21 protein-coding genes are annotated in these 21,671 nt (G+C 71.3%); 10 read left to right on the forward strand and 11 right to left on the reverse strand.

Annotation, left to right across the window (positions count from 1 at the left end; genetic code table 11):
- Window positions 1-320 precede the first annotated feature (320 nt).
- The 3 genes from VF746_24010 to VF746_24020 form a co-directional block, all read right to left on the reverse strand.
- On the reverse strand, window positions 321-617 hold the full coding sequence (locus VF746_24010; protein ID HEX8695499.1) for a hypothetical protein: 297 nt from the start codon (window positions 615-617) through the stop codon (window positions 321-323).
- Between the two features lie 231 nt (window positions 618-848).
- Entirely contained in the window at window positions 849-1,124 is a 276-nt protein-coding gene (locus VF746_24015; protein HEX8695500.1) for a hypothetical protein, read from the reverse strand.
- A gap of 251 nt (window positions 1,125-1,375) precedes the next feature.
- Window positions 1,376-3,307 carry a PAS domain S-box protein gene (locus VF746_24020; GenBank protein HEX8695501.1) on the reverse strand — a complete coding sequence of 644 codons (1,932 nt, stop codon included), beginning with the start codon at window positions 3,305-3,307 and terminating at the stop codon, window positions 1,376-1,378.
- A gap of 435 nt (window positions 3,308-3,742) precedes the next feature.
- Between VF746_24020 and VF746_24025 the strand changes: the two genes are divergently transcribed.
- Window positions 3,743-3,952 carry a cold-shock protein gene (locus tag VF746_24025; protein ID HEX8695502.1) on the forward strand — a complete coding sequence of 70 codons (210 nt, stop codon included), beginning with the start codon at window positions 3,743-3,745 and terminating at the stop codon, window positions 3,950-3,952.
- Window positions 3,953-4,026: 74 nt separating this feature from the next.
- Here the strand turns inward: VF746_24025 and VF746_24030 are convergent, their stop codons facing one another.
- The gene (locus VF746_24030; GenBank protein HEX8695503.1) at window positions 4,027-4,287 is read right to left on the reverse strand and encodes a hypothetical protein; all 261 of its coding nucleotides are present in this window, start codon (window positions 4,285-4,287) and stop codon (window positions 4,027-4,029) included.
- A gap of 42 nt (window positions 4,288-4,329) precedes the next feature.
- Entirely contained in the window at window positions 4,330-4,551 is a 222-nt protein-coding gene (gene infA, locus VF746_24035) for a translation initiation factor IF-1 (protein ID HEX8695504.1), read from the reverse strand.
- 615 nt (window positions 4,552-5,166) lie between these two features.
- On the opposite strand from infA, the gene VF746_24040 reads away from it, so the two are divergent.
- From VF746_24040 to VF746_24080, 9 genes are all read left to right on the forward strand, one after another.
- The gene (locus VF746_24040; protein ID HEX8695505.1) at window positions 5,167-7,251 is read left to right on the forward strand and encodes an alpha-1,4-glucan--maltose-1-phosphate maltosyltransferase; all 2,085 of its coding nucleotides are present in this window, start codon (window positions 5,167-5,169) and stop codon (window positions 7,249-7,251) included.
- Window positions 7,252-7,796: 545 nt separating this feature from the next.
- A complete protein-coding gene (locus VF746_24045; GenBank protein HEX8695506.1) occupies window positions 7,797-8,105 on the forward strand; it encodes a hypothetical protein in 309 nt (102 codons plus the stop codon).
- Window positions 8,106-8,470: 365 nt separating this feature from the next.
- Window positions 8,471-9,586, forward strand: a complete 1,116-nt coding sequence (gene gcvT / locus VF746_24050; GenBank protein HEX8695507.1) for a glycine cleavage system aminomethyltransferase GcvT — start codon at window positions 8,471-8,473, stop codon at window positions 9,584-9,586.
- 172 nt (window positions 9,587-9,758) lie between these two features.
- The gene (locus VF746_24055; protein HEX8695508.1) at window positions 9,759-11,315 is read left to right on the forward strand and encodes a sigma-54 dependent transcriptional regulator; all 1,557 of its coding nucleotides are present in this window, start codon (window positions 9,759-9,761) and stop codon (window positions 11,313-11,315) included.
- Between the two features lie 230 nt (window positions 11,316-11,545).
- Complete coding sequence (locus VF746_24060) at window positions 11,546-12,703, forward strand: hypothetical protein (GenBank protein ID HEX8695509.1); 1,158 nt, start codon at window positions 11,546-11,548, stop codon at window positions 12,701-12,703.
- Between the two features lie 436 nt (window positions 12,704-13,139).
- Complete coding sequence (locus VF746_24065) at window positions 13,140-14,159, forward strand: alpha/beta hydrolase (GenBank protein HEX8695510.1); 1,020 nt, start codon at window positions 13,140-13,142, stop codon at window positions 14,157-14,159.
- A gap of 214 nt (window positions 14,160-14,373) precedes the next feature.
- Window positions 14,374-14,880 carry an Lrp/AsnC family transcriptional regulator gene (locus VF746_24070; protein ID HEX8695511.1) on the forward strand — a complete coding sequence of 169 codons (507 nt, stop codon included), beginning with the start codon at window positions 14,374-14,376 and terminating at the stop codon, window positions 14,878-14,880.
- Between the two features lie 54 nt (window positions 14,881-14,934).
- The gene (locus tag VF746_24075; protein ID HEX8695512.1) at window positions 14,935-17,130 is read left to right on the forward strand and encodes a glutamine synthetase III; all 2,196 of its coding nucleotides are present in this window, start codon (window positions 14,935-14,937) and stop codon (window positions 17,128-17,130) included.
- A 210-nt stretch (window positions 17,131-17,340) separates the two neighbouring features.
- On the forward strand, window positions 17,341-17,679 hold the full coding sequence (locus VF746_24080; GenBank protein ID HEX8695513.1) for a hypothetical protein: 339 nt from the start codon (window positions 17,341-17,343) through the stop codon (window positions 17,677-17,679).
- A gap of 375 nt (window positions 17,680-18,054) precedes the next feature.
- Here the strand turns inward: VF746_24080 and VF746_24085 are convergent, their stop codons facing one another.
- The 6 genes from VF746_24085 to VF746_24110 form a co-directional block, all read right to left on the reverse strand.
- Window positions 18,055-18,888 (reverse strand): hypothetical protein, encoded by an 834-nt coding sequence (locus VF746_24085; protein ID HEX8695514.1) that lies wholly within the window; start codon window positions 18,886-18,888, stop codon window positions 18,055-18,057.
- Between the two features lie 183 nt (window positions 18,889-19,071).
- Window positions 19,072-19,947, reverse strand: a complete 876-nt coding sequence (locus tag VF746_24090) for a hypothetical protein (GenBank protein HEX8695515.1) — start codon at window positions 19,945-19,947, stop codon at window positions 19,072-19,074.
- Between the two features lie 97 nt (window positions 19,948-20,044).
- Window positions 20,045-20,671 carry a rhomboid family intramembrane serine protease gene (locus VF746_24095; protein ID HEX8695516.1) on the reverse strand — a complete coding sequence of 209 codons (627 nt, stop codon included), beginning with the start codon at window positions 20,669-20,671 and terminating at the stop codon, window positions 20,045-20,047.
- An 83-nt stretch (window positions 20,672-20,754) separates the two neighbouring features.
- A complete protein-coding gene (locus tag VF746_24100) occupies window positions 20,755-21,009 on the reverse strand; it encodes a DUF2442 domain-containing protein (GenBank protein ID HEX8695517.1) in 255 nt (84 codons plus the stop codon).
- 8 nt (window positions 21,010-21,017) lie between these two features.
- The gene (locus tag VF746_24105; GenBank protein ID HEX8695518.1) at window positions 21,018-21,275 is read right to left on the reverse strand and encodes a DUF4160 domain-containing protein; all 258 of its coding nucleotides are present in this window, start codon (window positions 21,273-21,275) and stop codon (window positions 21,018-21,020) included.
- Window positions 21,276-21,478: 203 nt separating this feature from the next.
- On the reverse strand, window positions 21,479-21,671 hold a 193-nt coding region (locus tag VF746_24110), incomplete at its 5' end, for a hypothetical protein (GenBank protein ID HEX8695519.1).

Here is a 21,671-nt window from a genome sequence, read left to right on the forward strand (position 1 = left end):
CGCGTGCTGAAAGGTCGGCTGGGTGAATAGAGGTGCGAACGCCGCAAAGAGCCCCGACAACTCCGAGGTGACGAACTGCATCTGTACCTCCGGTGCTGGTGGGGGCACCGGAGGTAAAGATAAACAGAGTCAACGAATGGCCAAAGTCGAGCTGAGGGACGCGTGCGCTGACCTCACGTCCGCACCATAGCTTGCGCGCCCGAAGGATCTATGGGTGGAGTCGGCGCGAAAGCCTGAATGACGCGTAAAACGGGAGCGGGACGGAGGCCGCCGGCCTCCATCCCGCTTCGCCGTTTCCGTTCCGGACGAACGGAGCCGCGTCAAGGGGTCCCGGTGCTCGGCTGCGTCGTGTCGCCGCCCATCCCGGTGGTGTCGGTCCCCATCGTGCCCGTGGTGCCGGTAGTGCCCGTCGTGCCGGTGGTCCCCGCCGTTCCCATGTCCGTCGCCGTTCCCGTGCCCGTGGTGCCGGCCGCGCCGCCGCCCGTGGCGTCGGTGCCGCTCGTCGCGCCGGTGTTGCCGGCTCCGCCCTGGTCCCCACCCTCGCCGCCGCCTCCGCAGCCCCCGGTGCCGAGGAAGGCGGCGAGCGCCAGCGTCAGGGCGAGTCGCTTGACTGTCATGGGGTTCGCTCCGCGTTGAGGTTGCCTGGCCGGGACCGTTCTCCCGGCGATCCCGTCCGGCGCGCCCGGCGCGCGGCGGATTGGAGGCGCCGGGGGGCTGGCAACCCGCGGACCTTCGTCTGTTTCAGTCTTCCATGTCCCCGCCGGAAGTGTCACGGGCAGGCGAACGGGACGAACGAAAGGGCCCCCGCGATCGTCTCGCGGGGGCCCCTTCGATCTCTCGTCCTGCGCTCAGCGCTGGCCGCCGATGGTGCGCTCGACGAGCGGGCTGGGCCTCACCTCGCGCGCCTCGGCGAGCGCCGACTCCAGCTCCTGGTCGCTCCACTCCTCCCACCCCTGCGGCGCGGGGATGATGCGGCGCTTGACCCCGTTCGCCTCGAAGCACAGCCACCCCTCGGCCATCCCCACGCTGAGGGCCAGCTTGCGGTCGTTGTGAGCCAGCGTGGGCACCACGTTCCACACGTTCCAGGCGGTGCCGTCGCCGGCGACGAAGCTGCGCAGGGCCATTGTCGGGTCGGGGATTCCGGGTGCGGCCGGGCGGCCGCAGGGGAAGAAAGCGACGAGCTGCTACCGATATCGGAAGCAAATCTAATGGAATGCGCCGGGCTCGTACAGACACTTCGCGTCCGACGTCCCATCGCTGTTACGCCGGCGCCGGCCGCCGGGAACGCCGAGAGCCTCGCGGCCTCGCGAGGCTCCCGCCGCGAACGGACGTGCGTGCCCAGCCGGCGGCCTGGCTCCCCGGACGGTCTACCCGGCTATGCCCCCCCGCCGCGCGCCGCGTCCACGTTCACGCGCACCAGCACCCGCGCGATCGCCCCGGCCGTGGCGGGGGAGACGAAGCCCGAGGGGGGCACCAGCATGCGCAGCGGGCGCTGGAGCTTGCGGTGCGCCGCCCAGGTCACCAGCACGGGCTCGGCCGGGTCGAGCGCCGCCACGGCCTCGGCGTCGGCCGCGCGCACCACCCGCAGCCGCTCGCCTCCCTCCACCGCGCGCAGCCGCTCGCCGTACGCCGGGTCGTCCACCACCGCCGTGAGCGCGCCGCGCCGCAGCCGCTCCTCCACCGCGTCCACCACCTCGGGGTTGGCCGCCGTCACCACCAGCGGCTTCCCGAGTGCCGCCGCCACCGGGGCCACCGCGTGCGCGTGGAACGCCGTCGTCATCACCAGGTCGGCGTCGCGCAGGGCGTCGGCCAGCGCGCGGCGGCCCGGGGCGTCGCCCCCGCCCGCCGCCACGGGAAAGGTCTTCATCCCCCACTGGTGCTCCACCTCGTGGCAGAGCGCCGCCCGCTCGTCCTCCACGCTCTCCACGCAGGCGCAGCGCACCATGGCCGCCGTGGTCCAGCGCCGCAACAGGTCGGCCAGCTGCGGCACCCTGAGCTGCAGCGCCGCCGCGCCCGCCAGCGCCCCCGCCAGCCACTCGGCGCTCTCGCCCAGCTCCGGCCCCCCGGCCGCCGGGAGCGGCGCGATGGACGCCCCGCGCCGGTTGCGCACCTCCACCAGCCCCTCGGACGAGAGCCGCTGGTACGCCGCCGACACCACCCGGTGGTCCGTCCCCGCCGAGCGCGCCGCCTCGCGGATGCTCGGCAGCCGGTCGCCCGCGCGCAGCCGCCCGAAGTGCAGCCCCGCCGCCACCCCCAGGCGCAGCCGCTCGGCGAACTCCGCCTCGCCCGCGCCGCCCAGCAGCACGCGCTCGGCCTCGGTGCCCGACCAGCCGCGCCCCTCCGCCCCCCGCGCGCCGGAGCGCTCCGCCTCTTCCGCGGCCGCCGCCATCACCGCCACCGTGCCGCGCACCTCGCCGCCCGCGTCGGCCATGGGCGCCACGGTGAGCCAGAGCGGCACGGCCGTCCCGTCGCGGCGGCGCGCCTGCACCTCGGCCCGCACCGGCCCGGCGCCGGGCCGGGCCGCGCGCGCCCCGTCCAGCAGCGCGTCCAGTTCCTCGCCCACCGCCGGGTTGGGGAGCCCCACCACCTCCTCCTCGGTCCACCCCAGCAGGAGGCGGGCGCCCTCGTTCCACACCAGCACGGTGCCGTCCAGGTCCATGGCCGCGGCCGCCGCGGGGAGGCTGGCCACCATGGCGCGCAGCGTCCCCGCCGTCTCGTCGCGCTGGGCCTCGGCCTCGGCGTATTCCGTCACGTCGCGCAGCGACCACACGAAGTCCGAGCCCACGATCCCGGGCGAGAGCGGCGCCACCGTGGCCTCCACCTGGACCGGCAGCCGCGCCCGCGGCTTCATGCGCAGCTCCCAGCGGCGGGGGCCGCTCGTCTCGCGCAGCTCGTGCAGCCAGTGGCGGAAGGCGCGGCGCGAGTCCTCGGCCACGTACACCGCCAGCGGCTTGCCGCGCAGGTCGGGGTGGCGCACCCCCAGCATCTCGCCCGCCGCGGGGTTGGCCTCGCGCACCACCCCGCCGGCGTCGGTCACCAGCACGGGGTCGGGGACCGCCTCGAAGAGGAGCCGCGAGCGGGCGGCCTCGGCGTCGCGCTGCCGGCGCGCCGAGTCGATCTCCTCGTTCTGGACGGAGAGCTCCTCGTTGGTGACGCGCAGCTCCTCCACCGTCACCTGCAGCGCCTCCACCGTGTCCACCAGCAACCCGCGCAGCGCCTCGGGCGAGGCGTCCGCGCCGCCGGCGGCGCCGTGGATGCGCGGCTGCAGCCCGCGCAGGAATTCGTCGATCGAGCTCGGGTCGTACATGGGGAACGGAAGGGGTTCGAGATACCGTCTGCGACCACACCCTCGCCCGCGCCGGAGCGCGGCAAACTGATGTAGTAAAATGGACAAAGTCTACACGCAAGAAACCGGCCAGGCCATCGGCGGAAATCTCCCATGGAGACATTACATGCCCGGAGGCTCCCGCACCAGTTCGGACGAAGAGACGCCGGTCTCCGGGAGCGGTTGACACGAAGCCGCCGCCCCGTTAGATTGATGGGTCAGCGAGCAAGATTCCGGTCTGGAAGATCCGGAAGCCAGAGTGCGGGAAGGCCTGGGCTGCTTCTGCCCGGGTCTTTTTCTTTTGTCTCGCTGCGCCCACGCGGAGGGCGATTCGATCCGCGAAAGCACAGGCGATCGAACGGTACGGAAGTCCCGCACCTCGAGAGTCGGTCAACACAACACACAGGAGAGTACGGGATGCGTACGACCGGAACCGTCAAGTGGTTCAACGACAGCAAGGGCTTCGGCTTCATCACCCCCGAGGACGGCGCGAAGGACTGCTTCGTCCACCACAGCGCCATCCAGGGCAGCGGCTTCAAGTCGCTGGCCGAGGGCGAGCGCGTGGAGTTCGACGTGGTGCAGGGCCAGAAGGGCCCCGCCGCCGAGAACGTCGTCCGCGTCGGCTGAGCGCCGGCCGGAGCCACTGACGGGAGCGGGGCCGCCTCCACCACGGTGGGGGCGGCCCCGCTCTCGTTCTTCGCTCACTCCGGAGCCACCAGCACGTTCGAGGCGGCGGCGAAGTACGGCTTGGCGGTGGGGTCGGCGAGCTGGATCTGCATCAGCCGGCTCCCGTCGCCCGTCTTCCCCAGCACGGCGCTCACCACCCCGGCCCCGGCGGCGCAGTAGACCTCCTCGCCCACGCGCGGCGCGCGCGCGGAGGCCGCCACCCATCCCGGGCGGTCGATGGCGGAGACGACCAGGTCTTCGCTGCGGGTGCGTCGCGAACTGTTGGCAGAGTACATCGGCTACTCCGGGGTGCGGGTGAGCGGGTCCGCTTGCGCGGGTCAGGACTTGTGGCGGAAGGTGATGCGGCCGCGCGAGAGGTCGTAGGGCGAGAGGGAGAGGGTGACGCGGTCGCCGACCATGACGCGGATCTTGAACTTCGACATCTTTCCCGATCCGTAGGCCAGCACGTTGTGGCCGTTCTCCAGCCGCACCCGGTACTTGCGGTCGGGGAGCACCTCGGTGACCTGCCCGTCGACGGCGATGCCTTCTTCTTTGGCCATGAGGTCTCGGTGGCGCAGCGGCGCCTGCGGGAAAGAAAGGGAAACCGCCCGCGGCGCACGTCAGCGGGGGCGACGGCACCGCGGGCGGTTTCACGGCCGGGGACCCGGTGGTCCCAGGGGAACCATGGCATACCCCGCGCTCCACGTCCGGTTCCCCCCGCGACGGGAGGCCCCTCCAAAAGGCGGATGAATCCGCGGCGAAAGGCGGCTGAAGCCGCGGCTACAACTACAGAAAGCCTCGCAAACCCCGCGAGGCTTCAACCGCGGAACCCACTTTCGCCCGGCGCCCGGCTTCGTCGCGCGCAGCGCCGAAGTCCCTCCCCCAGGCCGTTTCGGGGGAGGGACAGGCGCCTCGGGCGCCGGGGAGAGAGCCCCCCGCGCGGCACCGGACCGGGCGAAGCGCTCCACTCTCGCACTCTCGCACTCTCGCACTTTCGCACTCACGCACTCACGCACTCACGCACTCACGCACTCACGCACTCACGCACTCACGCACTTCCCCATCCCCTCGCCGCTCCATCCGTTCCCCCTACTTTGCTCCCGTGCCTGGCCCGGCGCTTGCGCCGCGCGCGGCGCTCGTTCGGACCGTCGCTGAGTGGAAAGACAGGGGAGCCGATGCCGGGGAAGATCGACGCCAGCCGCAAGGTGGTCATCGAGTGCGTGCAGCCCGAGCTGGACTGCGGCCGCTACGCCGTCAAGCGCGAGGTGGGCGACGTCGTCGAGGTCTCGGCCGACATCTTCAAGGAGGGGCACGACGCCATCGCCGCGGCCGTGCGCTACCGCCCGGAGGACGAGAAGCGGTGGCGCGAGACGCGGATGCGCTTCTTCGACAACGACCGCTGGAAGGGCGCGTTCCTGGTCGACCGCAACTGTCGCTGGCTCTTCACCGTGGTGGCGTGGACCGACTGGTTCGGCACCTGGCAGAGCGACCTGCGCAAGAAGTACGACGCGGGGCAGAACGTGGTGCTGGAGCTGTTCGAGGGCGCGCAGCTCATCGCCACCAGCGCCGCGCAGGCGCCCGAGCCCGACGCCGCCCGCCTGCGCGCCTTCCTGGAGGAGATCCTGGGCGCCGAGGGCGGCGGCGTGGTCCACCTGCACGAGTTGGACGAGAAGTTCGAGGCGCTGGCCGGGGCGCTGGAGACGGGCGGCGACCGCACGCTGGCCGACCGCGTGGCCGCCGCGCTCGACCCCGAGCTGCTGGCGCTCATGGAGGCGCACCCGATCCGCTCCGACCTCACCGAGTACGACCGCGTGCTCCCGGTCCAGGTGGACCGCGTGGCCGCGCGCTTCGCCGCCTGGTACGAGCTGTTCCCGCGTTCCATGTCCGACGACCCCGGCCGCCACGGCACCTTCCGCGACGTGATCGCGAAGCTGCCGTACGTGCGCGACATGGGCTTCGACGTCCTCTACTTCCCCCCGATCCACCCGATCGGGCTGCAGTTCCGCAAGGGGAAGAACAACACGCTGGGCGCGGGGCCCGACCAGCCGGGCTCGCCGTACGCCATCGGGGGCGAGGCGGGGGGGCACCGGGACGTGCACCCGGAGCTGGGGACGCTGGACGACTTCCGCGACCTGGTGGCGGCGGCGCACGCGCACGGGCTGGAGATCGCGCTCGACTTCGCCATCCAGGTCTCGCCCGACCACCCGTACGCCAAGGAGCACCCGGGGTGGTTCTACGTGCGCCCCGACGGCACCATCAAGTACGCCGAGAACCCGCCCAAGAAGTACCAGGACATCTACCCGCTGAACTTCTACGGCGACGACTGGGAGGGGCAGTGGCGCGAGTGGCGCGACGTGATCCTCTTCTGGGTGGAGCAGGGGGTGAAGACGTTCCGCGTCGACAACCCGCACACCAAGCCGGTGCAGTTCTGGGAGTGGATGATCCGCGAGGTGCAGCGGGACCACCCCGAGGTGATCTTCCTCTCCGAGGCGTTCACGCGGCCCAAGATGATGAAGGCGCTGGCGAAGGCCGGCTTCACGCAGAGCTACACCTACTTCACCTGGCGCAACTTCAAGGGCGAGCTGGCCGAGTACTTCACCGAGCTCACGCAGAGCCCGATGCGGGAGTACTTCCGCGGCAACCTCTTCCCCAACACGCCCGACATCCTGCCGGAGTTCCTGCAGCGCGGAGGTCGGCCGGCGTTCGTGATCCGCGCCGTGCTGGCCGCCACGCTCTCCTCGGTCTACGGGATCTACAGCGGCTTCGAGCTGTGCGAGAACACGCCGCTGGCGCCGGGGAAGGAGGAGTACCTGGACAGCGAGAAGTACGAGATCAAGGCGTGGGACTGGGACCGCCCGGGGAACATCCGCCCGCTCGTCACCCGGCTGAACGAGATCCGCCGCCAGAACCCGGCGCTGCAGGAGTACGACAACCTGCGCTTCTACCCGGCCGACGGCGACGACGTGCTGTTCTACGGGAAGATGCTCCCCGACCGCACCAGCATGGTGTTCGTGGCGGTGAACCTGGACCCGTTCGCCACGCACGAGACGGTGCTGCACTTCCCGCTGGCCGAGATGGGGATCGGCTGGCACGACCCGTGGGAGGTGGAGGAGCTGCTCACCGGCCAGCGCTTCTTCTGGCACGGCGCCGACCAGTGGATCCGCCTGGAGAACGAGTGGCCCGCGCGCGTCTTCCGCGTGCGCGCCTGGCGCAGCTCGGAGACGGGGTTCGACTACTTCATGGCGCCGACGATCGTTTGAAGTGCGAAGTGAGTGCGTGAGTGCGTGAGTGCGGAAGTGCGGAAGTGCGGAAGTGCGGAAGTGCGGAAGTGCGGAAGTGCGGAAGTGCGGAAGTGCGGAAGTGCGAAGTAAGTGCGTGAGTGCGTCGCCGTGACCCACCCCTCCACCGCGCAGCGGGGGAGGGAGCGCGCCCTCTGGCTGCGAGGAACGAGCAGCCGAGGGTCGCGGGGAGGGGGCCTCCCGGCGGCGCAGCCGGCGGACGTGTTCAGAAATCGGGCGAGCGTCCGAAATCTGAGCAGTATGCAAGTCCGGATTTCGGGGGCCGGACGGAGGCGCCTCCCGGATTCGGACACGTTCTCGACGGGGGCGCCGGCAGCGGATCTCGTTACCGGCGCTCGCCTTATCCGCCTCTGGCGAGGGTGGGGGCCGGTCGCGAGGGTGTGTTCCCGTTTGGAAACATGGGGTGGGGCACGCTCCTCGCCATGGGGCGCGGCCGGCGATCCGGCGCCCCTCCCGTCCGCGTCGCCTCTCCCGCCGCCCCACCCTTCAAGCCTCCAGAGGTAATGATGAACGACCGGCTTCCCGTGCGGTTCCAGGCCCGCGTGCGCCTCCAGGCGCTGTCGAACGCGCTCCGCCGGCCGACCTCGGACCGGCTGAAGCTGCTGCGGCTCACCGTCGACGCCGTCGGCGTCCTCGACCGCGCCGAGCTGGCCGAGGAGATGCTCCGCACGCGCCTCCACTCGCTGCGCGCCGCCCTGGAGGCCGAGCGCGCCCTCGACCGCGACGAGTACGCCACCGCCCTCGACAACTGCGCCGCCGCGATCTCGTGGACGCCGATCCCGATCGCACCGCGACTCCCCGTCGCGAGTGCGTGAACGCACCCGCTGGAACCACCTCAGGAACCGCTGGATACCGAAGCCCGCCCGCGCACGAGTTCGCGCAGGCGGGCTTTCGTGCTTCATCGAGCGTGTTCGCGCACTCGGCCGCGGCACCTGCCTCTCGCGACGAACCATCCCCAACACCGAACCAAGCCTCGCCCGCACCGGGCTTCCCTCCACGCCGAACCCGGCTGGCGAGGCTTCCTGCAGTTGTTGCCGCGGCTTCAGCCGCCCCTGCCACCTGCCCCTGCCACCTGCCTTCGGCCTCAGCCCCACCCAGCCCCACCCCAGCCTCGCGCCCATCGCCCGTGCGTGTTAGGTTCACTGCCATTCCGGCCGACCACCTTCCAAGACCGCCGAGCATGGCCGACGCGACGACTTTGCAGCGCACGCCGCTCCACGAAGAGCACCTGAAGCTGGGCGCCAAGATGGTCCCCTTCGCGGGGTACGAGATGCCCGTGCAGTACCCCGCCGGGATCACCGCCGAGCACAACGCGGTGCGCACCGCCGCCGGGCTCTTCGACGTGTCGCACATGGGCGAGTTCGAGGTGCGGGGCGAGCGCGCGCTGGAGTTCGTGCAGCACGTCACCACCAACGACGCCTCGCGGCTCGAGGTGGGGCAGGCGCAGTACTCCACGCTGCTCAACGAAGACGGGAAGATCCTGGACGACCTGCTCGTCTACCGCTTCCCCGGGCACTACATGCTGGTGGTCAACGGCGCCAACCGGGAGAAGGACTTCGCCTGGGTGTCGCGCTTCGTGGACCGCTTCGGCGTGGAACTCGCCGACCGCAGCGACGACATCGCCCTGCTCGCCCTCCAGGGCCCGAAGGCGGAGCCGATCCTCGCCCGGATCACCGACGAGGACCTGCCGTCGATCCGCTACTACCACTTCCGCGAGGGGACGGTGGACGGCGTCCCCGCCGTCGTCAGCCGCACCGGCTACACGGGCGAGGACGGCTTCGAGCTCTACGTCGCCTCCGAGCACGGCGCGCGGGTCTGGCGGCGGCTGCTGGAGGTCGGCGCGGGGGACGGGCTCGTCGCCTGCGGGCTGGGGAGCCGCGACTCGCTGCGCCTGGAGATGGGGATGGCGCTCTACGGCAACGACCTGGACGAGGGGCGGACTCCCCTGGAGGCGGGGCTCGGCTGGGTGGTCAAGCTCGACAAGGGCGACTTCGTGGGCCGCGGCGCGCTCGTGCGCCAGAAGGAGGAGGGGGTGAAGACGCGCCTGGTGGGCTTCCGCCTCAAGGAGCGCGGCTTCCCCCGGCACGGCTACCCGGTGCGGGTGGACGGGCGCGACGCGGGCGAGGTGACCAGCGGGATCTCGAGCCCCACGCTGGGCGTCGGCATCGGCATGGCGTACGTCCCCGCCGGGGCCGCGAAGCCGGGGACGGAGATCGGCATCGTCATCCGCGACCGCGCCATCCCCGCCGAGGTGGTGAAGCCCCCGTTCCACACGACCGGGACCGTCAAGCGCTGAAGGTTCGACGGACTCTCGTTCCGAAGGCGGCTGAAGCCGCGGCTACAACGGCGAAAAGCCCGCCTGCGCGGGCTCCTTCGGCGCATTCCAAACGTTCGGCGCGCACAGGCGGGCGCCGCCCGGCGAGGCAGGCCTCGCCCCTACGGGACTTTCGCACTTTCGCACTCAAGCAGTGGCCGAAGTCGTTCTCATCACCACCGAAGACCTGGAGCCGGCGGTCCGGCTGCGCGGCGCGTTCGAGGAAGACGGGATGCGCGTGGAGCTGCTCGCGTCGGGCGAGACGCTCTCCGACGCCGTGGGCGAGCCGATCCTGCTGGTGGTCACCGGGGGCCTGCGCGAGCGGCGGGCGCGCTCGCTCATCGCACAGGCGAGGGAGAGGGGGAGGATGCCGATCATCGGGCTCACCGAGGCCACCGAGCCGTTCGGGAGGGACGTCTGCCGCCAGCTGGGGATCAGCGAGTGCTTCCCCAAGCCGATCGACGCCGAAGAGGTGGCCATGGTGGGCCGCCGGCTGATCCAGCGCGAGGAGCTGCGCGAGATCACCGGGATCGTGGGCGAGACCGAGGAGATGGAGCAGGTGCTGGAGCGGGTGGTGCAGATCGCCCCCGTCAACTCCACCGTGCTCATCCTGGGCGAGAGCGGCACGGGAAAGGAGCTGGTGGCGCGCGGCATCCACGCGCTCTCCCCGCGCCGGCACCGGCCCTTCATCGCCGTGAACGTGGCGGCGCTCCCCGAGACGCTGCTGGAGAGCGAGCTGTTCGGCCACGAGAAGGGCTCCTTCACCGGCGCCACCAGCCTGCGCAAGGGCTTCTTCGAGCTGGCCAACGGGGGCACCATCTTCCTGGACGAGATCGGCGAGATGCCGCTCTCGACGCAGACCAAGCTGCTCCGGGTGCTGGAGGAGCGCGAGTTCCGCCGCGTCGGCGGCGAGGACGTGCTGCGGGTGGACGTGCGCGTGCTGGCCGCCACCAACCGCGACCCGCGCGAGCAGGTGGCGCTGGGCGAGTTCCGCCGCGACCTGTACCACCGGCTGAACGTGCTGCGCATCGAGCTGCCGCCGCTGCGCGAGCGCCGCGCCGACGTCCCGCGCCTCATCGAGCGCTTCATCCGCGAGTTCAGCGCGCAGCACGACCGGCCGTTCGTGGGGATCGACCCCGAGGCGGTGCGGCTGCTGGTGGAGTACGACTGGCCGGGGAACGTGCGCGAGCTGCGCAACCTGGTGGAGTCGATGGTGGTGCTGGCCCCGGGGCGCGTGATCCGCCCCGAGGACATCCCGGCCGAGGTGCGCTTCCACCGCGGCGGCGAGCGGGCGCTGCTCCCGGTGCCGCTGCCGCGCGCGCCGGTGCAGCGCGCCGCCGGCGACGGCCCGCCGCCCGAGCTGGAGATGATCTTCCGCACGCTCTTCGACCTCAGGATGGACCTGGACGACCTGCGGCGCGAGTTCGAGATCTACCGCCAGCGCCACCGCGAGCCCGTGGCGCTCCCCGGGCTGGTGCCGGTGCAGCCCGCGGTCACCTACATGCCGCCCCCGCCGCCGGAGCCCGAGCCGCCCGAGGAGCGCGGCGTGGTGGTGTTCCGCCCGGGGATGACCATGATGGACATGGAGCGCGAGGCGATCGGCGCGGCGCTGCGCGAGGCCCGCGGCAACCGCCGCCGCGCCGCCGAGATGCTCGGCATCGGCGAGCGCACGCTGTACCGCAAGCTCAAGGAGTACGAGATCGAGCTGTAGGGAAGTGCGTGAGTGCGGAAGTGCGTGAGTGCGTGAGTAGGGGCGGCGCGGTGCGGGCGTAGGCGCGGGGAGGTGGCGCCCGCGGCCGGGCGCCGTGCCGAGTGCGTGAACACACTCGCTGGAACCACGGGAAGCCCTCACGGGCTGGATCTTGCGCAGGGCCGTCTTCCGTGCACGGGGGCGGCCCTGTCGCACGAACGCACTTCCGCACTCACGCACCTCACGCACTCATGACGGATCGCCTCGCCCTCTTCGCCGTCACCGCGCCGGGGGTGGAGGCGCTCTGCGCGCGCGAGCTGGCGGCGCTCGGCGTCGCGGCGGCGCCGGAGGCGGGCGGCGTGGCGTTCGAGGGGACGCCGGACGACCTCTACGCCGCCAACCTGTGGCTGCGCACCGCCTCGCGGGTGGTCGTCCGCGCGGCGGGCTTCCGGGCGCGCACCTTCTTCGAGCTGGAGCGCCACGCGAACAAGGTCCCCTGGGAGCGGTGGATTGCGAAGGGGCTGCCCGTGCGGATGCGGGTGACGTCGAAGAAGTCGAAGCTCTACCACGAGGGCGCCATCGCCGAGCGGCTGCTGGCGGCCGTCGACCGGCGCGTGGGCGGCGTCGGCGAGGCCACCGCGGCGAAGGGGGCGGAGGAGGGGGAGGAGGACGGCGACGCGCAGCTCTTCGTCGTGCGCGTGCTCCGCGACGAGCTCACCGTCAGCGCCGACTCTTCGGGGGCGCTGCTGCACCGGCGCGGCTACCGCGAGGCGCTGGCAAAGGCGCCGCTGCGCGAGACGCTCGCCGCGGCCATGCTGCTGGGGAGCGGCTGGGAGGCCCAAGCGCCCCTGGTGGACCCGATGTGCGGCTCGGGGACGGTCCCCATCGAGGCCGCCCTGATCGCCCGCGGCCTGGCGCCGGGGCTGGCGAACCCGTCCGGGGCCCCGCGCGGCTACGCCTTCACCGCGTGGCCGGACTTCGACGCGGCGCGCTGGGACCGGGTGGTGGCGCGGGCGCGCGAGGCGGCGCGCCCCGCGTCGCCCGTGGCGATCCACGGCTCCGACCGCGACGCCGGGGCGATCGGGGCGGCCGCGGCCAACGCGGAGCGCGCGGGGGTGCGGGGCGACGTCGAGCTGTCGGTGCGCGCGCTCTCGGCGGTGGAGCCGCCGCCGGGGCCGGGGTGGGTCGTCAGCAACCCGCCGTACGGCGTGCGCGTGGGCGAGAGCGACGCCCTGCGCGACCTCTACGCCGCGCTCGGCCGCACGGCGCGCGCGAAGTGCCCCGGGTGGACGCTCGCTCTCCTCTCCGCCGATCCCAGGCTGGAGGGGCAGGTGGGCGTGCGCTTCCGCGAGGCGCTGCGGACCTCGAACGGCGGCATCCCCGTGCGGCTGGTGGTGGGGACGGTGTAGCGGAGTGCGTGAGTGCGGAAGTGCGTGGGGCGGCGTCCGTGGCAGGTCTGCCGTCCCCCCAAACGGTGTCGTCCCGAGGGACGCGCTAGCGGCCCGAGGGATCTACTCGACCGTGCTGGTGGGTGGCGCTTCAAGCGGATGCTCGACGCCGCGTAGGCACCTGCCGTTCATCCGGGTTGGCACGTTTCGGTCTCCTCATTTCCCCCTAAACCTCCGTCGTGGATGTGAGTGGGACTCAGCTGCCGCACGGTGGGGCGTGGTCTCCGCACGGTGGGGCGGGGGCGCCCCGTGTCAAGCAGATTTGCAAGTGATTGCGGGACAATCACCTGGGTTATTGGAAGAGTTTCCTCCCATTCCGGCACCGGGCGTGCTTACCGGCGGCGGTGCGGGGACGAGCCCCGCTGCACCTATAGATCTTCTTCCCGGAGACACTCCCGTGCGGACCAAGACCCTGCTCCTGGCGGCGCTCGCCCTCGCCGCGTGCAACGACTCGCCGACCACCAGCATCCTTTCCCCCTCGCTCGGCGCCGCGCGCGACGCCGCGGAGAGCGCGTTCTCGTACAACGCTCCCGTCACCGCCGAGGGCTACCTCTCCGGCGCGGACCGCGTGCAGCTCTTCTACCGCGTGGTGGGGAGCGGGCCCGACACCACTGTGGTGCTCACCGGCGGCCCCGGGCTGGCGCTCAGCTACCTGGACCCCGACCTGCGGCCGCTGGCGCGCGGCCGCACGCTGATCTTCTTCGACCAGCGCGGCGCCGGGAAGTCGCAGCTCGTCTTCGACCCCGCTCAGCTCACGATGGAGAAGCACGTGGCCGACGTCGAGGCCGTCCGCCAGCACTTCGGCATCGGCAGGCTGCAGATCATCGGGCACTCGTGGGGCGCCATGGTGGCCCCGTTCTACGCCGCCGCGCACCCGGCCACCACCGAGCGGCTGGTGATGGTCACCCCGGGCCCGATCGAGACCCGGTACGACGCCGAGTTCGAGGCCACCCGCCAGGCGCGCACCGCTCCCGAAGTGCTGCAGCACCAGTTCGAGCTGTTCGGGCTGCTGGCCAGCGGGCAGTCGCCCGACCCGGTGGCCACCTGCGAGGAGCTGTTCGCCATCTGGTTCCCCGCGTACTTCTACGACCCGGCCAACATCGCCAACTTCCGCGGGAAGTGGTGCGACGAGCCGGCGGCCGCGGCCAACAACCTGATCTTCGTGCTCTTCGCGGGCCGCGCCTCGCTGGGGCAGACGTGGGACCTGCGCCCGCTGCTGGCCACCGTGCAGGCTCCCGCGCTGGTGATCCACGGCGCCGGCGACGCCATCCCCTTCGCCAGCACCAGCGCCTACGCCGAGGCGATGCCGAACGCCGAGCTGCTGGTGATCGACGGCGCCAGCCACTTCCCCTGGCTGGAGCAGCCGGTCGAGACCTTCACCGCCATCAACACCTTCCTCCGCCAGGGCAACCTGTAGGACTCCTTCGGAGGGTAGACGAGACGAACGAGAGCCGGCCCCGCGGGGCCGGCTCTCTTCGCATGCATGAACAGCCCAGGCTATGCGGTTGTCGTTCGGGAGCCCTCGGGTCGACCCTTCCCCGTCCGCTGGTCACGACTCTTGCGTGTCAAGCGCGAGGTCGTTATCGTTTGCGAAATTTTTCCACCGGGGCTGATCTGCCTAAGAAAGTAAAGTGACCGCGCACGCACGCCTTGACGACATCGACCTGCGGCTCTTGGAGCTGCTCCAGGAGCACGGGCGCGTCTCGCAGCACGACCTGGCGGTGGCGGTGGGGCTCTCCTCGCCCGCGGTGGGCGAGCGGGTGCGCAAGCTCGAGGAGCGGGGGATCATCCGCGGCTTCACCGCCGTGCTCGACCCCAAGCTGCTGGGGCGCGACGTCACGGCGTTCATCGCGGTGGGGATCGCGGGGTCGCAGTACTACCCCGAGTTCCGCCAGCGGGTGGGCCGGCACCCCGAGGTGCTGGAGTGCCACTCGATCACCGGCCAGGGGAGCCACCTGCTGAAGATCCGCACCGAGAGCACCTCCACCCTGGAGGGGCTCCTGGCCGAGATCCAGAGCTGGGCGGGGGTGCAGTGGACCACCACCAGCCTGGTGCTCTCCACCATCAAGGAGACCAGCGCGCTGCAGACCCGGCCCCGCGCCTCGCCCGACGGCGACGGGGCGGGGGGCCGCTCCTGAAGACACGGATCCGGACTCGTTCGACCATTCACCCCGAACCCGAAGGGACCTGCAATGCCCAAGCCCGTCGCCCGCTTCGACGCCCTGGCCGCCGCCAAGGGATGGGAGCCCGAGAAGAACGGCTTTTCCGCCGTGCCCGAGTCCGAGCCGATGGACATCGAGTCGATCTTCGGCACCAACACCTTCGGGCTGGCCGAGATGCGCGCGCGCCTCCCCAAGCCGGTCTTCAAGACCCTCCTCTCCACCGTGGAGCACGGCCAGACGCTCGACCCCACCGTGGCCGACGTGGTGGCGATCGCCATGAAGGAGTGGGCGGTGGAGAAGGGCGCCAGCCACTTCACCCACTGGTTCCAGCCGCTCACCGGGAGCACCGCCGAGAAGCACGACTCGTTCATCACCCCCAACGCGGGCGGCGGCGCGGTGGCCGAGTTCGGCGGCAAGGAGCTGATCCAGGGCGAGCCCGACGCCTCGAGCTTCCCCTCCGGCGGGTTGCGCGCGACGTTCGAGGCGCGCGGCTACACGGCGTGGGACCCGACGAGCCCCGCCTTCATCGTCGACTCGCCGGCCGGGTGCTACCTGGCGATCCCCACCGCGTTCGCGTCGTGGACGGGCGAGGCGCTCGACACCAAGATTCCGCTCCTGCGCTCGATCAACGCGCTCGACGAGCAGGCCCGGCGCGCGCTCAGGCTCTTCGGCGTGGAGAGCCGGCGGGTGATGGCCACCTGCGGGCCCGAGCAGGAGTTCTTCCTGATCGACCAGGAGTTCTACTACCGCCGCCCCGACCTGGTGACCACCGGCCGCACGCTCTTCGGCGCCAAGCCGCCGCGCGGGCAGGAGATGGAGGACCACTACTTCGGCTCCATCCAGGACCGGGTGCTGGCGTTCATGACCGAGGTGGAGCGCGAGCTGTACCGGCTGGGGGTGCCGGTGAAGACGCGGCACAACGAGGTGGCGCCCGGGCAGTTCGAGATGGCGCCGATCTACGAGAACGCCAACCTGGCGGCCGACCACCAGCAGCTGATGATGCTCACGCTGCGCAAGGTGGCGCGGAAGTACGGGATGGTGGCGCTCCTGCACGAGAAGCCGTTCGCGGGGGTCAACGGCAGCGGGAAGCACCTGAACTGGTCGCTGGGCACCGAGAGCGCCAACCTGCTGGAGCCGGGCGACAACCCGCACGACAACATGCAGTTCCTCTTCTTCTGCACGGCCGTGCTGAGGGCGGTGGACCGGCACCAGGACCTGATCCGCGCCTCGGTGGCGTACGCGGGGAACGACCACCGGCTGGGGGCCAACGAGGCGCCGCCGGCCATTATCTCCGTGTTCCTGGGCGACCAGCTCACCGACATCTTCGAGCAGATCGAGCGGAGCGGGTCGGCGACGGAGAGCAAGCAGGGCGGGCTGCTGGGCCTCGGCGCGCCGGTCTTGCCGCACCTCCCGGCGCACGCGGGCGACCGCAACCGCACCAGCCCCTTCGCCTTCACGGGGAACAAGTTCGAGTTCCGCGCGCTCGGCAGCTCGCAGTCGGTGTCGTTCCCGGCCACGGTGCTCAACACCATCATGGCCGAGTCGCTGGACGAGATGTCGACGGCGCTGGAGGCCGAGATGGCGAAGGGGACGGACTTCGAGGAGGCGCTGCAGAAGCTGATCGCCAGCGAGATCCGGCGCGTGAAGCGCATCGTCTTCAACGGCGACGGCTACAGCGAGGAGTGGCACCGGGAGGCGGAAGCACGCGGGCTGCTGAACATGCGCACCACGCTCGACGCGCTGGAGACGCTGCCGAGCGAGAAGAACCGCACCATGTTCGCGAAGTTCGGCGTGCTCACCGAGCGCGAGCTGGAGAGCCGCCACGAGATCGCGCTCGACCAGTACTTCAAGACGGTGAACATCGAGGGCGAGACCACGGCCGACATCGCCGCCACCATGCTGCTGCCGGCGGCGGTGCGCTACCTGAACGACCTGCTGGCGGCGGCCGAGCGGGCGAGCACGCTGGGGGTGGGGTCCGACGGCGTGACGGCGACAGTCCGGCAGGTGAGCCGGCTGGTCGACGAGCTGCGCGCGGCGCTTGACACGCTCACCGAGCAGAACGCGGAGCTGGGCGGCGAGGAGGTGCACGAGAAGGCGCACCACATGCGCGACCACATCATCCCCGCCATGGCCGCCGTGCGCGCGGCGGCCGACCGGCTGGAGAAGATCGTTCCCGACGACTACTGGCCGCTGCCGACGTACCGCGACATGCTGTTCGTGAAGTAGCCGCCGCGCGGGATCGCGACCGGCGCGACGAGGGCCGCTCCCGGTGGGGGGGCGGCCCTTCGCGCTGCCGTTGCGACCGAAACGGATTTGCGGGGGTACCATGGGGTGAGGCAGTGGCTCGCCTTTCCGGTTTCGCCCGGCAGTGCACCCCGTGCCGCCGGGACCGCAGTGGAGCGCGGACTCTGCGCCCCACCTACATGGGAGGCGGGTATGGACGCGAAGGAATCAGAGAAGCGCGAGACGCTCTCGCGCGTGGCTCAGGAGATCGGGAGCGTCATCCGGCGGCAGGCCCACCGCAAGTGGGACACGGTGCGGATGGCGGAGCGCAACGAGGGGCGCCGGCACGTCTGGAAGTTCCAGTCGGGTCCCGACCGGACCGACCGCTTCCTGGCCGTCACGCACGAGGCGATGGTGCAGGGCGAGGACGCGGCCCCGCTGCTGCTGGAGCAGCTCAAGGCGGGCGGCTGGCTCGACCGCCTGCACGAGGGTCCGGAGACGGCGCTGATCCTGTCCAAGGGCGGGCACCTGGAGACGTGGGCCCGGCAGTAAACAATGGGACGACCGGCAGCCAGGTAGCTTCCCGCCAGCGGCAGGGATAAACGTCGAGGGGCCGTCTCCTTCCGGGGCGGCCCCGGCGTGTGTCTGGCACCGCCGTGCCCGTGCGCGCCGCGGCCGACCGGCTGGAGAAGATCGTCCCCGACGACTGCTGGCCGCTGCCGACGTACCGCGACATGCTGTTCGTGAAGTGATCCCGGCGGCGGATCGGTAGACGAAGATCGAAGGGCCGCCTCCCTCGCGGGGCGGCCCTTCGCTCTTCATCCGGGTCCGCGGGCTGACCTCACGCGGGGGCGCGGAGACGCAGAGAGAGAAAGCGCGAGAGGTCCGGTGGCGGCGCGTCCGGGGGGCGCCGACGTCCGGCCCCCGTCACTCGATCGCTCTGTCCCTGGCGAGCCTCCTCGCCCGCGCCTGCGTCGAGGCGGCGACGGCGTCGTTCTGCTTCGCCAGCAGCTCCTCGAAGCGGCGCGCATCGGCCTCGCGGTCCCAGAGCAGCCGCACCCCCCCGCCGTGCTGCACCCGCGGGTCCACGCGCACGAGGTGGCGGTGGATCTCCAGCATCGCGTTTACCTCCCGCGCCTGGTCCCGAGCCGCGCCCGCGAAGTCGCGCGGGAAGATGTCGCGGATCTCACTGGCGGGCATCCCCGACTCCCGCGCCAGCGCCGCGATGCGCTCCTCCAGCCAGGCGGCGGAAGTCTGCTCGATCTCCGCGATCGCCGCGGCGCGGCCCTCCAGGTACGTCCCCACCTCGGGGTGGGCGCGCGCGTTCGCCACGTACGCCGTGTAGCGCGACAATCCCCAGTCCACCGGCGGGGGCCTGTCGTCCTCGACGCCGTGCCGCTCCATGACCTCCCGCTCCCACACCGAGCGGTCCACCAGCATCCGATTGATCACCCACATCCGCTTCGCCTGGTCGGAGGTGGGCACCGGCCGGCCGGCGCTCTCGGGGACCGGGGCGCTGGCCGAGGTGTCCCGGAGCCACGCGTCAACCTTGCGCCTGTGCTCCTTTTCCCGCGCGACCTCCACCTCTTCCGCGGCGCGCCGCTCGGCCGCCGCGTTCGCGCGGAAGACGAAGAGCGCGAAGAGCACGCCCCCGGCCACGATGACCGCCCATCCGGCGGCGGTCGCCCACCCGAAGCGCTCCGGCTTCTCCGGCGGGCGGGGCGCCGCGGGACGGTACGCCGCGTGGGGGACGGGAGCCATCCTGGCCCCGCACTTCGGGCAGGCGAGGGATTGGGCGGGCACGGCGGCGCCGCACTCGCGGCAGGAAGTCAGGGGCATGGTCCGGGAGGGCTCGAAGCGTGGGGAAGGCGGGGGGCGAAAGGTGAATCGTCACGAAAGGCGGCGCCTGAAGGAAAATCACCGCGGCCTGCATGGCGGCGGAGCTCACCGGTGTCGTGACGCACTCCGGAGCTCAATGCTCCACCTGCCGTCCGCGCCTCTCCGGAAGAGGTCGGTGTAGCGGTCGCCGGGGCGGCTGCGCCCTTCGCTCGCCGCGACCACGTAGCTGCAACGGAAGGCATCCGGTCCGGCCGGCCGGCAGCGGAGGTCGAGCACTTCCGGTTCCAACTCCATCGGCACGTCGCAATTATAGCGGCCATAGCACCAGATCAGCCGGCGCCGTGAATGGGGCTGCAGATCCTCCACCTCGCGCGGCGACGGCCAATCCACCTCCGGGGCATCGGCATCCGTGAACTGGAGGATCACGTAAGCTCCCGAGCCACCCGGGCCCTCATAGAAGCTTCCTTCCAGCCGAATCTGAATACCGGCGGCTTCCCGGACCTCGTCCGCGGGCGCCTTGACCCAGCTCCGGTCGGGGTTGCGAACCGTCTCCCACCGGGCGTGGGCCGACCGAAGCACCTCCGTCGCGGCTCCCTGGACCTCTTCCGGCAGGCCGATGCCCGCGATCGTCCGTATCGTCGTGGCGAGGTCCGCTTCGAAGCGAGCCAGGTTATAGAAGAGCATCTCGAAGCTGATCGAGCGATAGCGTCTGGTGGTGGGTCCATGCCCATGGACGACGACAAGAAGATGCGTGTCGGCCGACTTGAATGCGCCGTGGAACCGATCCACGGGAAAGGACAGGGGAAAACGGCCGCGGCCCAGCCGGGAAGTGTCCCGCTGTACCTGTGTCAGGTCCAGCCGCCGCAATGCCGCCTCGAGCGCGCGGGGCTGCGGCACGGGCGCAGCGGCCGCGGTACACGGGAACAGGGTAATCCCGAGCACGGCCGAGCGGGTCGCCAGACGCAAGCCGGGGTTCAGCATCGATGGAAGAGAGTGAAGGCCACGTGCTGAAACGGGAGAAGATCGGAGAAACATTTCGACCACCGTCGTCCCTGCCGACGATGGTCGAAGCGTCCCGTCAGATGTGCGGAAGCGCGGCAGTTTCGCGTTGTGCCGCGAGGGCCCGCTGGCGATCCAGTCCGGAGAGGAGCCACGCGGCCAGGCCGCCGCCGATGAAGCCGAAGAGGTGGCCCTCCCAGGAGATGCCGACCTGGCCCGGGAGCACGCCGAAGATCAGCCCGCCGTACATCAGGAAGACGGCGACGGAGAGTGCGATGGAGGCGAAGCTGCGGCGGAACCAGCCGCGCAGCAGGAGGAAGCCGAAAAAGCCGAACACCAGCACGCTGGCGCCCAGGTGCACGCTCCCCGGCGCGCCCACCAGCCACACGCCCGTCCCGCCCACCAGCGCCGAGAGGAGCGACACCACCGCGAAGTCGCGCACGGCGTGCAGCAGGATCACCCAGCCGAAGATGAGGAGCGGCACCGTGTTGCTCACCAGGTGCGCGAAGCCCGCGTGCAGGAACGGCGCGAACGCGATCCCCGCCAGCTTGTCGGTCTCGCGCGGGTGGATGCCGTACGCGTCCAGCGCCCCGCCGAAGACCAGGACGTCGGCGACCTCCAGCCCCCACATCACCAGGAGCATGCCGGCGAGCACCCAGGCGTGGAGGCGCAGCTCGCGGCTGAAGGAGCGGATCTGGTGGCTCATGTCATCCTTCTGGACGATGGCGGCGGGCGGGCACCTTCGACGGCGCCACATCAGTACGGTGGCGCCGGGTTGGAGGTTCCGCGTCAGGCCACCCGCTGGACCGGCCTGCCGATCTGGTGCAGGAACTCGGGGGCGAAGTCCGCCCCGTTCGGCCACTCGACGGTGCCGGTCTCCGGGTTCAGGGCGCCCCGGCGGAAGAGCTCCGGATCCCTGAGCGGCTCGAACACCTCGCCATACAGCTCGCCCGACAGGTCGACGTCCTTCGTCGAGCCGTCGTTGAACTCGATGCGCAGCTCGTATTCCCCGAGATGGGTCGCTCTGGTGACGTGCAGGAACATCGTGATACTCACGGCAGCGGTGGAATCGGCTGGAGGGGCTGACGGGCCCGTGCACGATTCCAGTTCTCCATCAACTCTTCGCGGTGAAGCTCGGCCCACTCGAACACCATCTGCAGCGCCCGCCTTGACATTGTCCCGGTGACAACCCCGGTCTGTATCTCCACGGTTACTTCCTGTTCTCCGTACCCGGCATGGAAGTGCGGCGGGTTATGGTCTCTGTAGTTGATGAAGATAACGATTCCGTAAAACCTGCTGACGACCGGCATGAACTCTCCTGGGGTGGCTCGCCGCCGCAATCAATACGCCGGAAGTAAAGAGGTAGCGGGCGGAGGCAGAAAGGGCAAGCAACTGCGACGATTAGCACCCGACGAGCGAGTCTCGCGGCAGCCGCCGTATCGCTCCGTGCCCGTACAAGCAAGACGCGCCGTCCACGGGGGGACGGCGCGTCGAGTGGGTGCCTTCGGCGGGCTCAGGCGCCGACGGGCTCGGCGGCGCCGGGACCGGCCAGGGCGATGTTCTTGAGCTTGACCGCCTCCTCGACCCAGGCGCGGAAGCAGTCGTAGCCGAACTCGCGGGCGGCGCGGCCCTGGTCGGGGAAGCCGAAGTAGTCGTGCCAGCCGTGCTGCTCCGCCTTCCACTTGCAGTCCCACACGAAGCGCACG

The organism is Longimicrobium sp., assembly GCA_036389795.1.
Lineage (GTDB): Bacteria > Gemmatimonadota > Gemmatimonadetes > Longimicrobiales > Longimicrobiaceae > Longimicrobium.

Coding starts and splice junctions, on each gene's coding strand:
- VF746_24100 (HEX8695517.1), bottom strand. CDS start 21,009: ATGTTCCTGCACGTCACCAGAGCGACCCATCTCGGGGAATACGAGCTG.
- VF746_24010 (HEX8695499.1), bottom strand. CDS start 617: ATGACAGTCAAGCGACTCGCCCTGACGCTGGCGCTCGCCGCCTTCCTC.
- VF746_24045 (HEX8695506.1), top strand. CDS start 7,797: ATGAACGACCGGCTTCCCGTGCGGTTCCAGGCCCGCGTGCGCCTCCAG.
- VF746_24025 (HEX8695502.1), top strand. CDS start 3,743: ATGCGTACGACCGGAACCGTCAAGTGGTTCAACGACAGCAAGGGCTTC.
- VF746_24085 (HEX8695514.1), bottom strand. CDS start 18,888: ATGGCTCCCGTCCCCCACGCGGCGTACCGTCCCGCGGCGCCCCGCCCG.
- VF746_24075 (HEX8695512.1), top strand. CDS start 14,935: ATGCCCAAGCCCGTCGCCCGCTTCGACGCCCTGGCCGCCGCCAAGGGA.
- VF746_24105 (HEX8695518.1), bottom strand. CDS start 21,275: ATGCCGGTCGTCAGCAGGTTTTACGGAATCGTTATCTTCATCAACTAC.
- VF746_24060 (HEX8695509.1), top strand. CDS start 11,546: ATGACGGATCGCCTCGCCCTCTTCGCCGTCACCGCGCCGGGGGTGGAG.
- VF746_24030 (HEX8695503.1), bottom strand. CDS start 4,287: ATGTACTCTGCCAACAGTTCGCGACGCACCCGCAGCGAAGACCTGGTC.
- VF746_24090 (HEX8695515.1), bottom strand. CDS start 19,947: ATGCTGAACCCCGGCTTGCGTCTGGCGACCCGCTCGGCCGTGCTCGGG.
- VF746_24040 (HEX8695505.1), top strand. CDS start 5,167: ATGCCGGGGAAGATCGACGCCAGCCGCAAGGTGGTCATCGAGTGCGTG.
- VF746_24080 (HEX8695513.1), top strand. CDS start 17,341: ATGGACGCGAAGGAATCAGAGAAGCGCGAGACGCTCTCGCGCGTGGCT.
- VF746_24095 (HEX8695516.1), bottom strand. CDS start 20,671: ATGAGCCACCAGATCCGCTCCTTCAGCCGCGAGCTGCGCCTCCACGCC.
- gcvT (HEX8695507.1), top strand. CDS start 8,471: ATGGCCGACGCGACGACTTTGCAGCGCACGCCGCTCCACGAAGAGCAC.
- VF746_24015 (HEX8695500.1), bottom strand. CDS start 1,124: ATGGCCCTGCGCAGCTTCGTCGCCGGCGACGGCACCGCCTGGAACGTG.
- infA (HEX8695504.1), bottom strand. CDS start 4,551: ATGGCCAAAGAAGAAGGCATCGCCGTCGACGGGCAGGTCACCGAGGTG.
- VF746_24020 (HEX8695501.1), bottom strand. CDS start 3,307: ATGTACGACCCGAGCTCGATCGACGAATTCCTGCGCGGGCTGCAGCCG.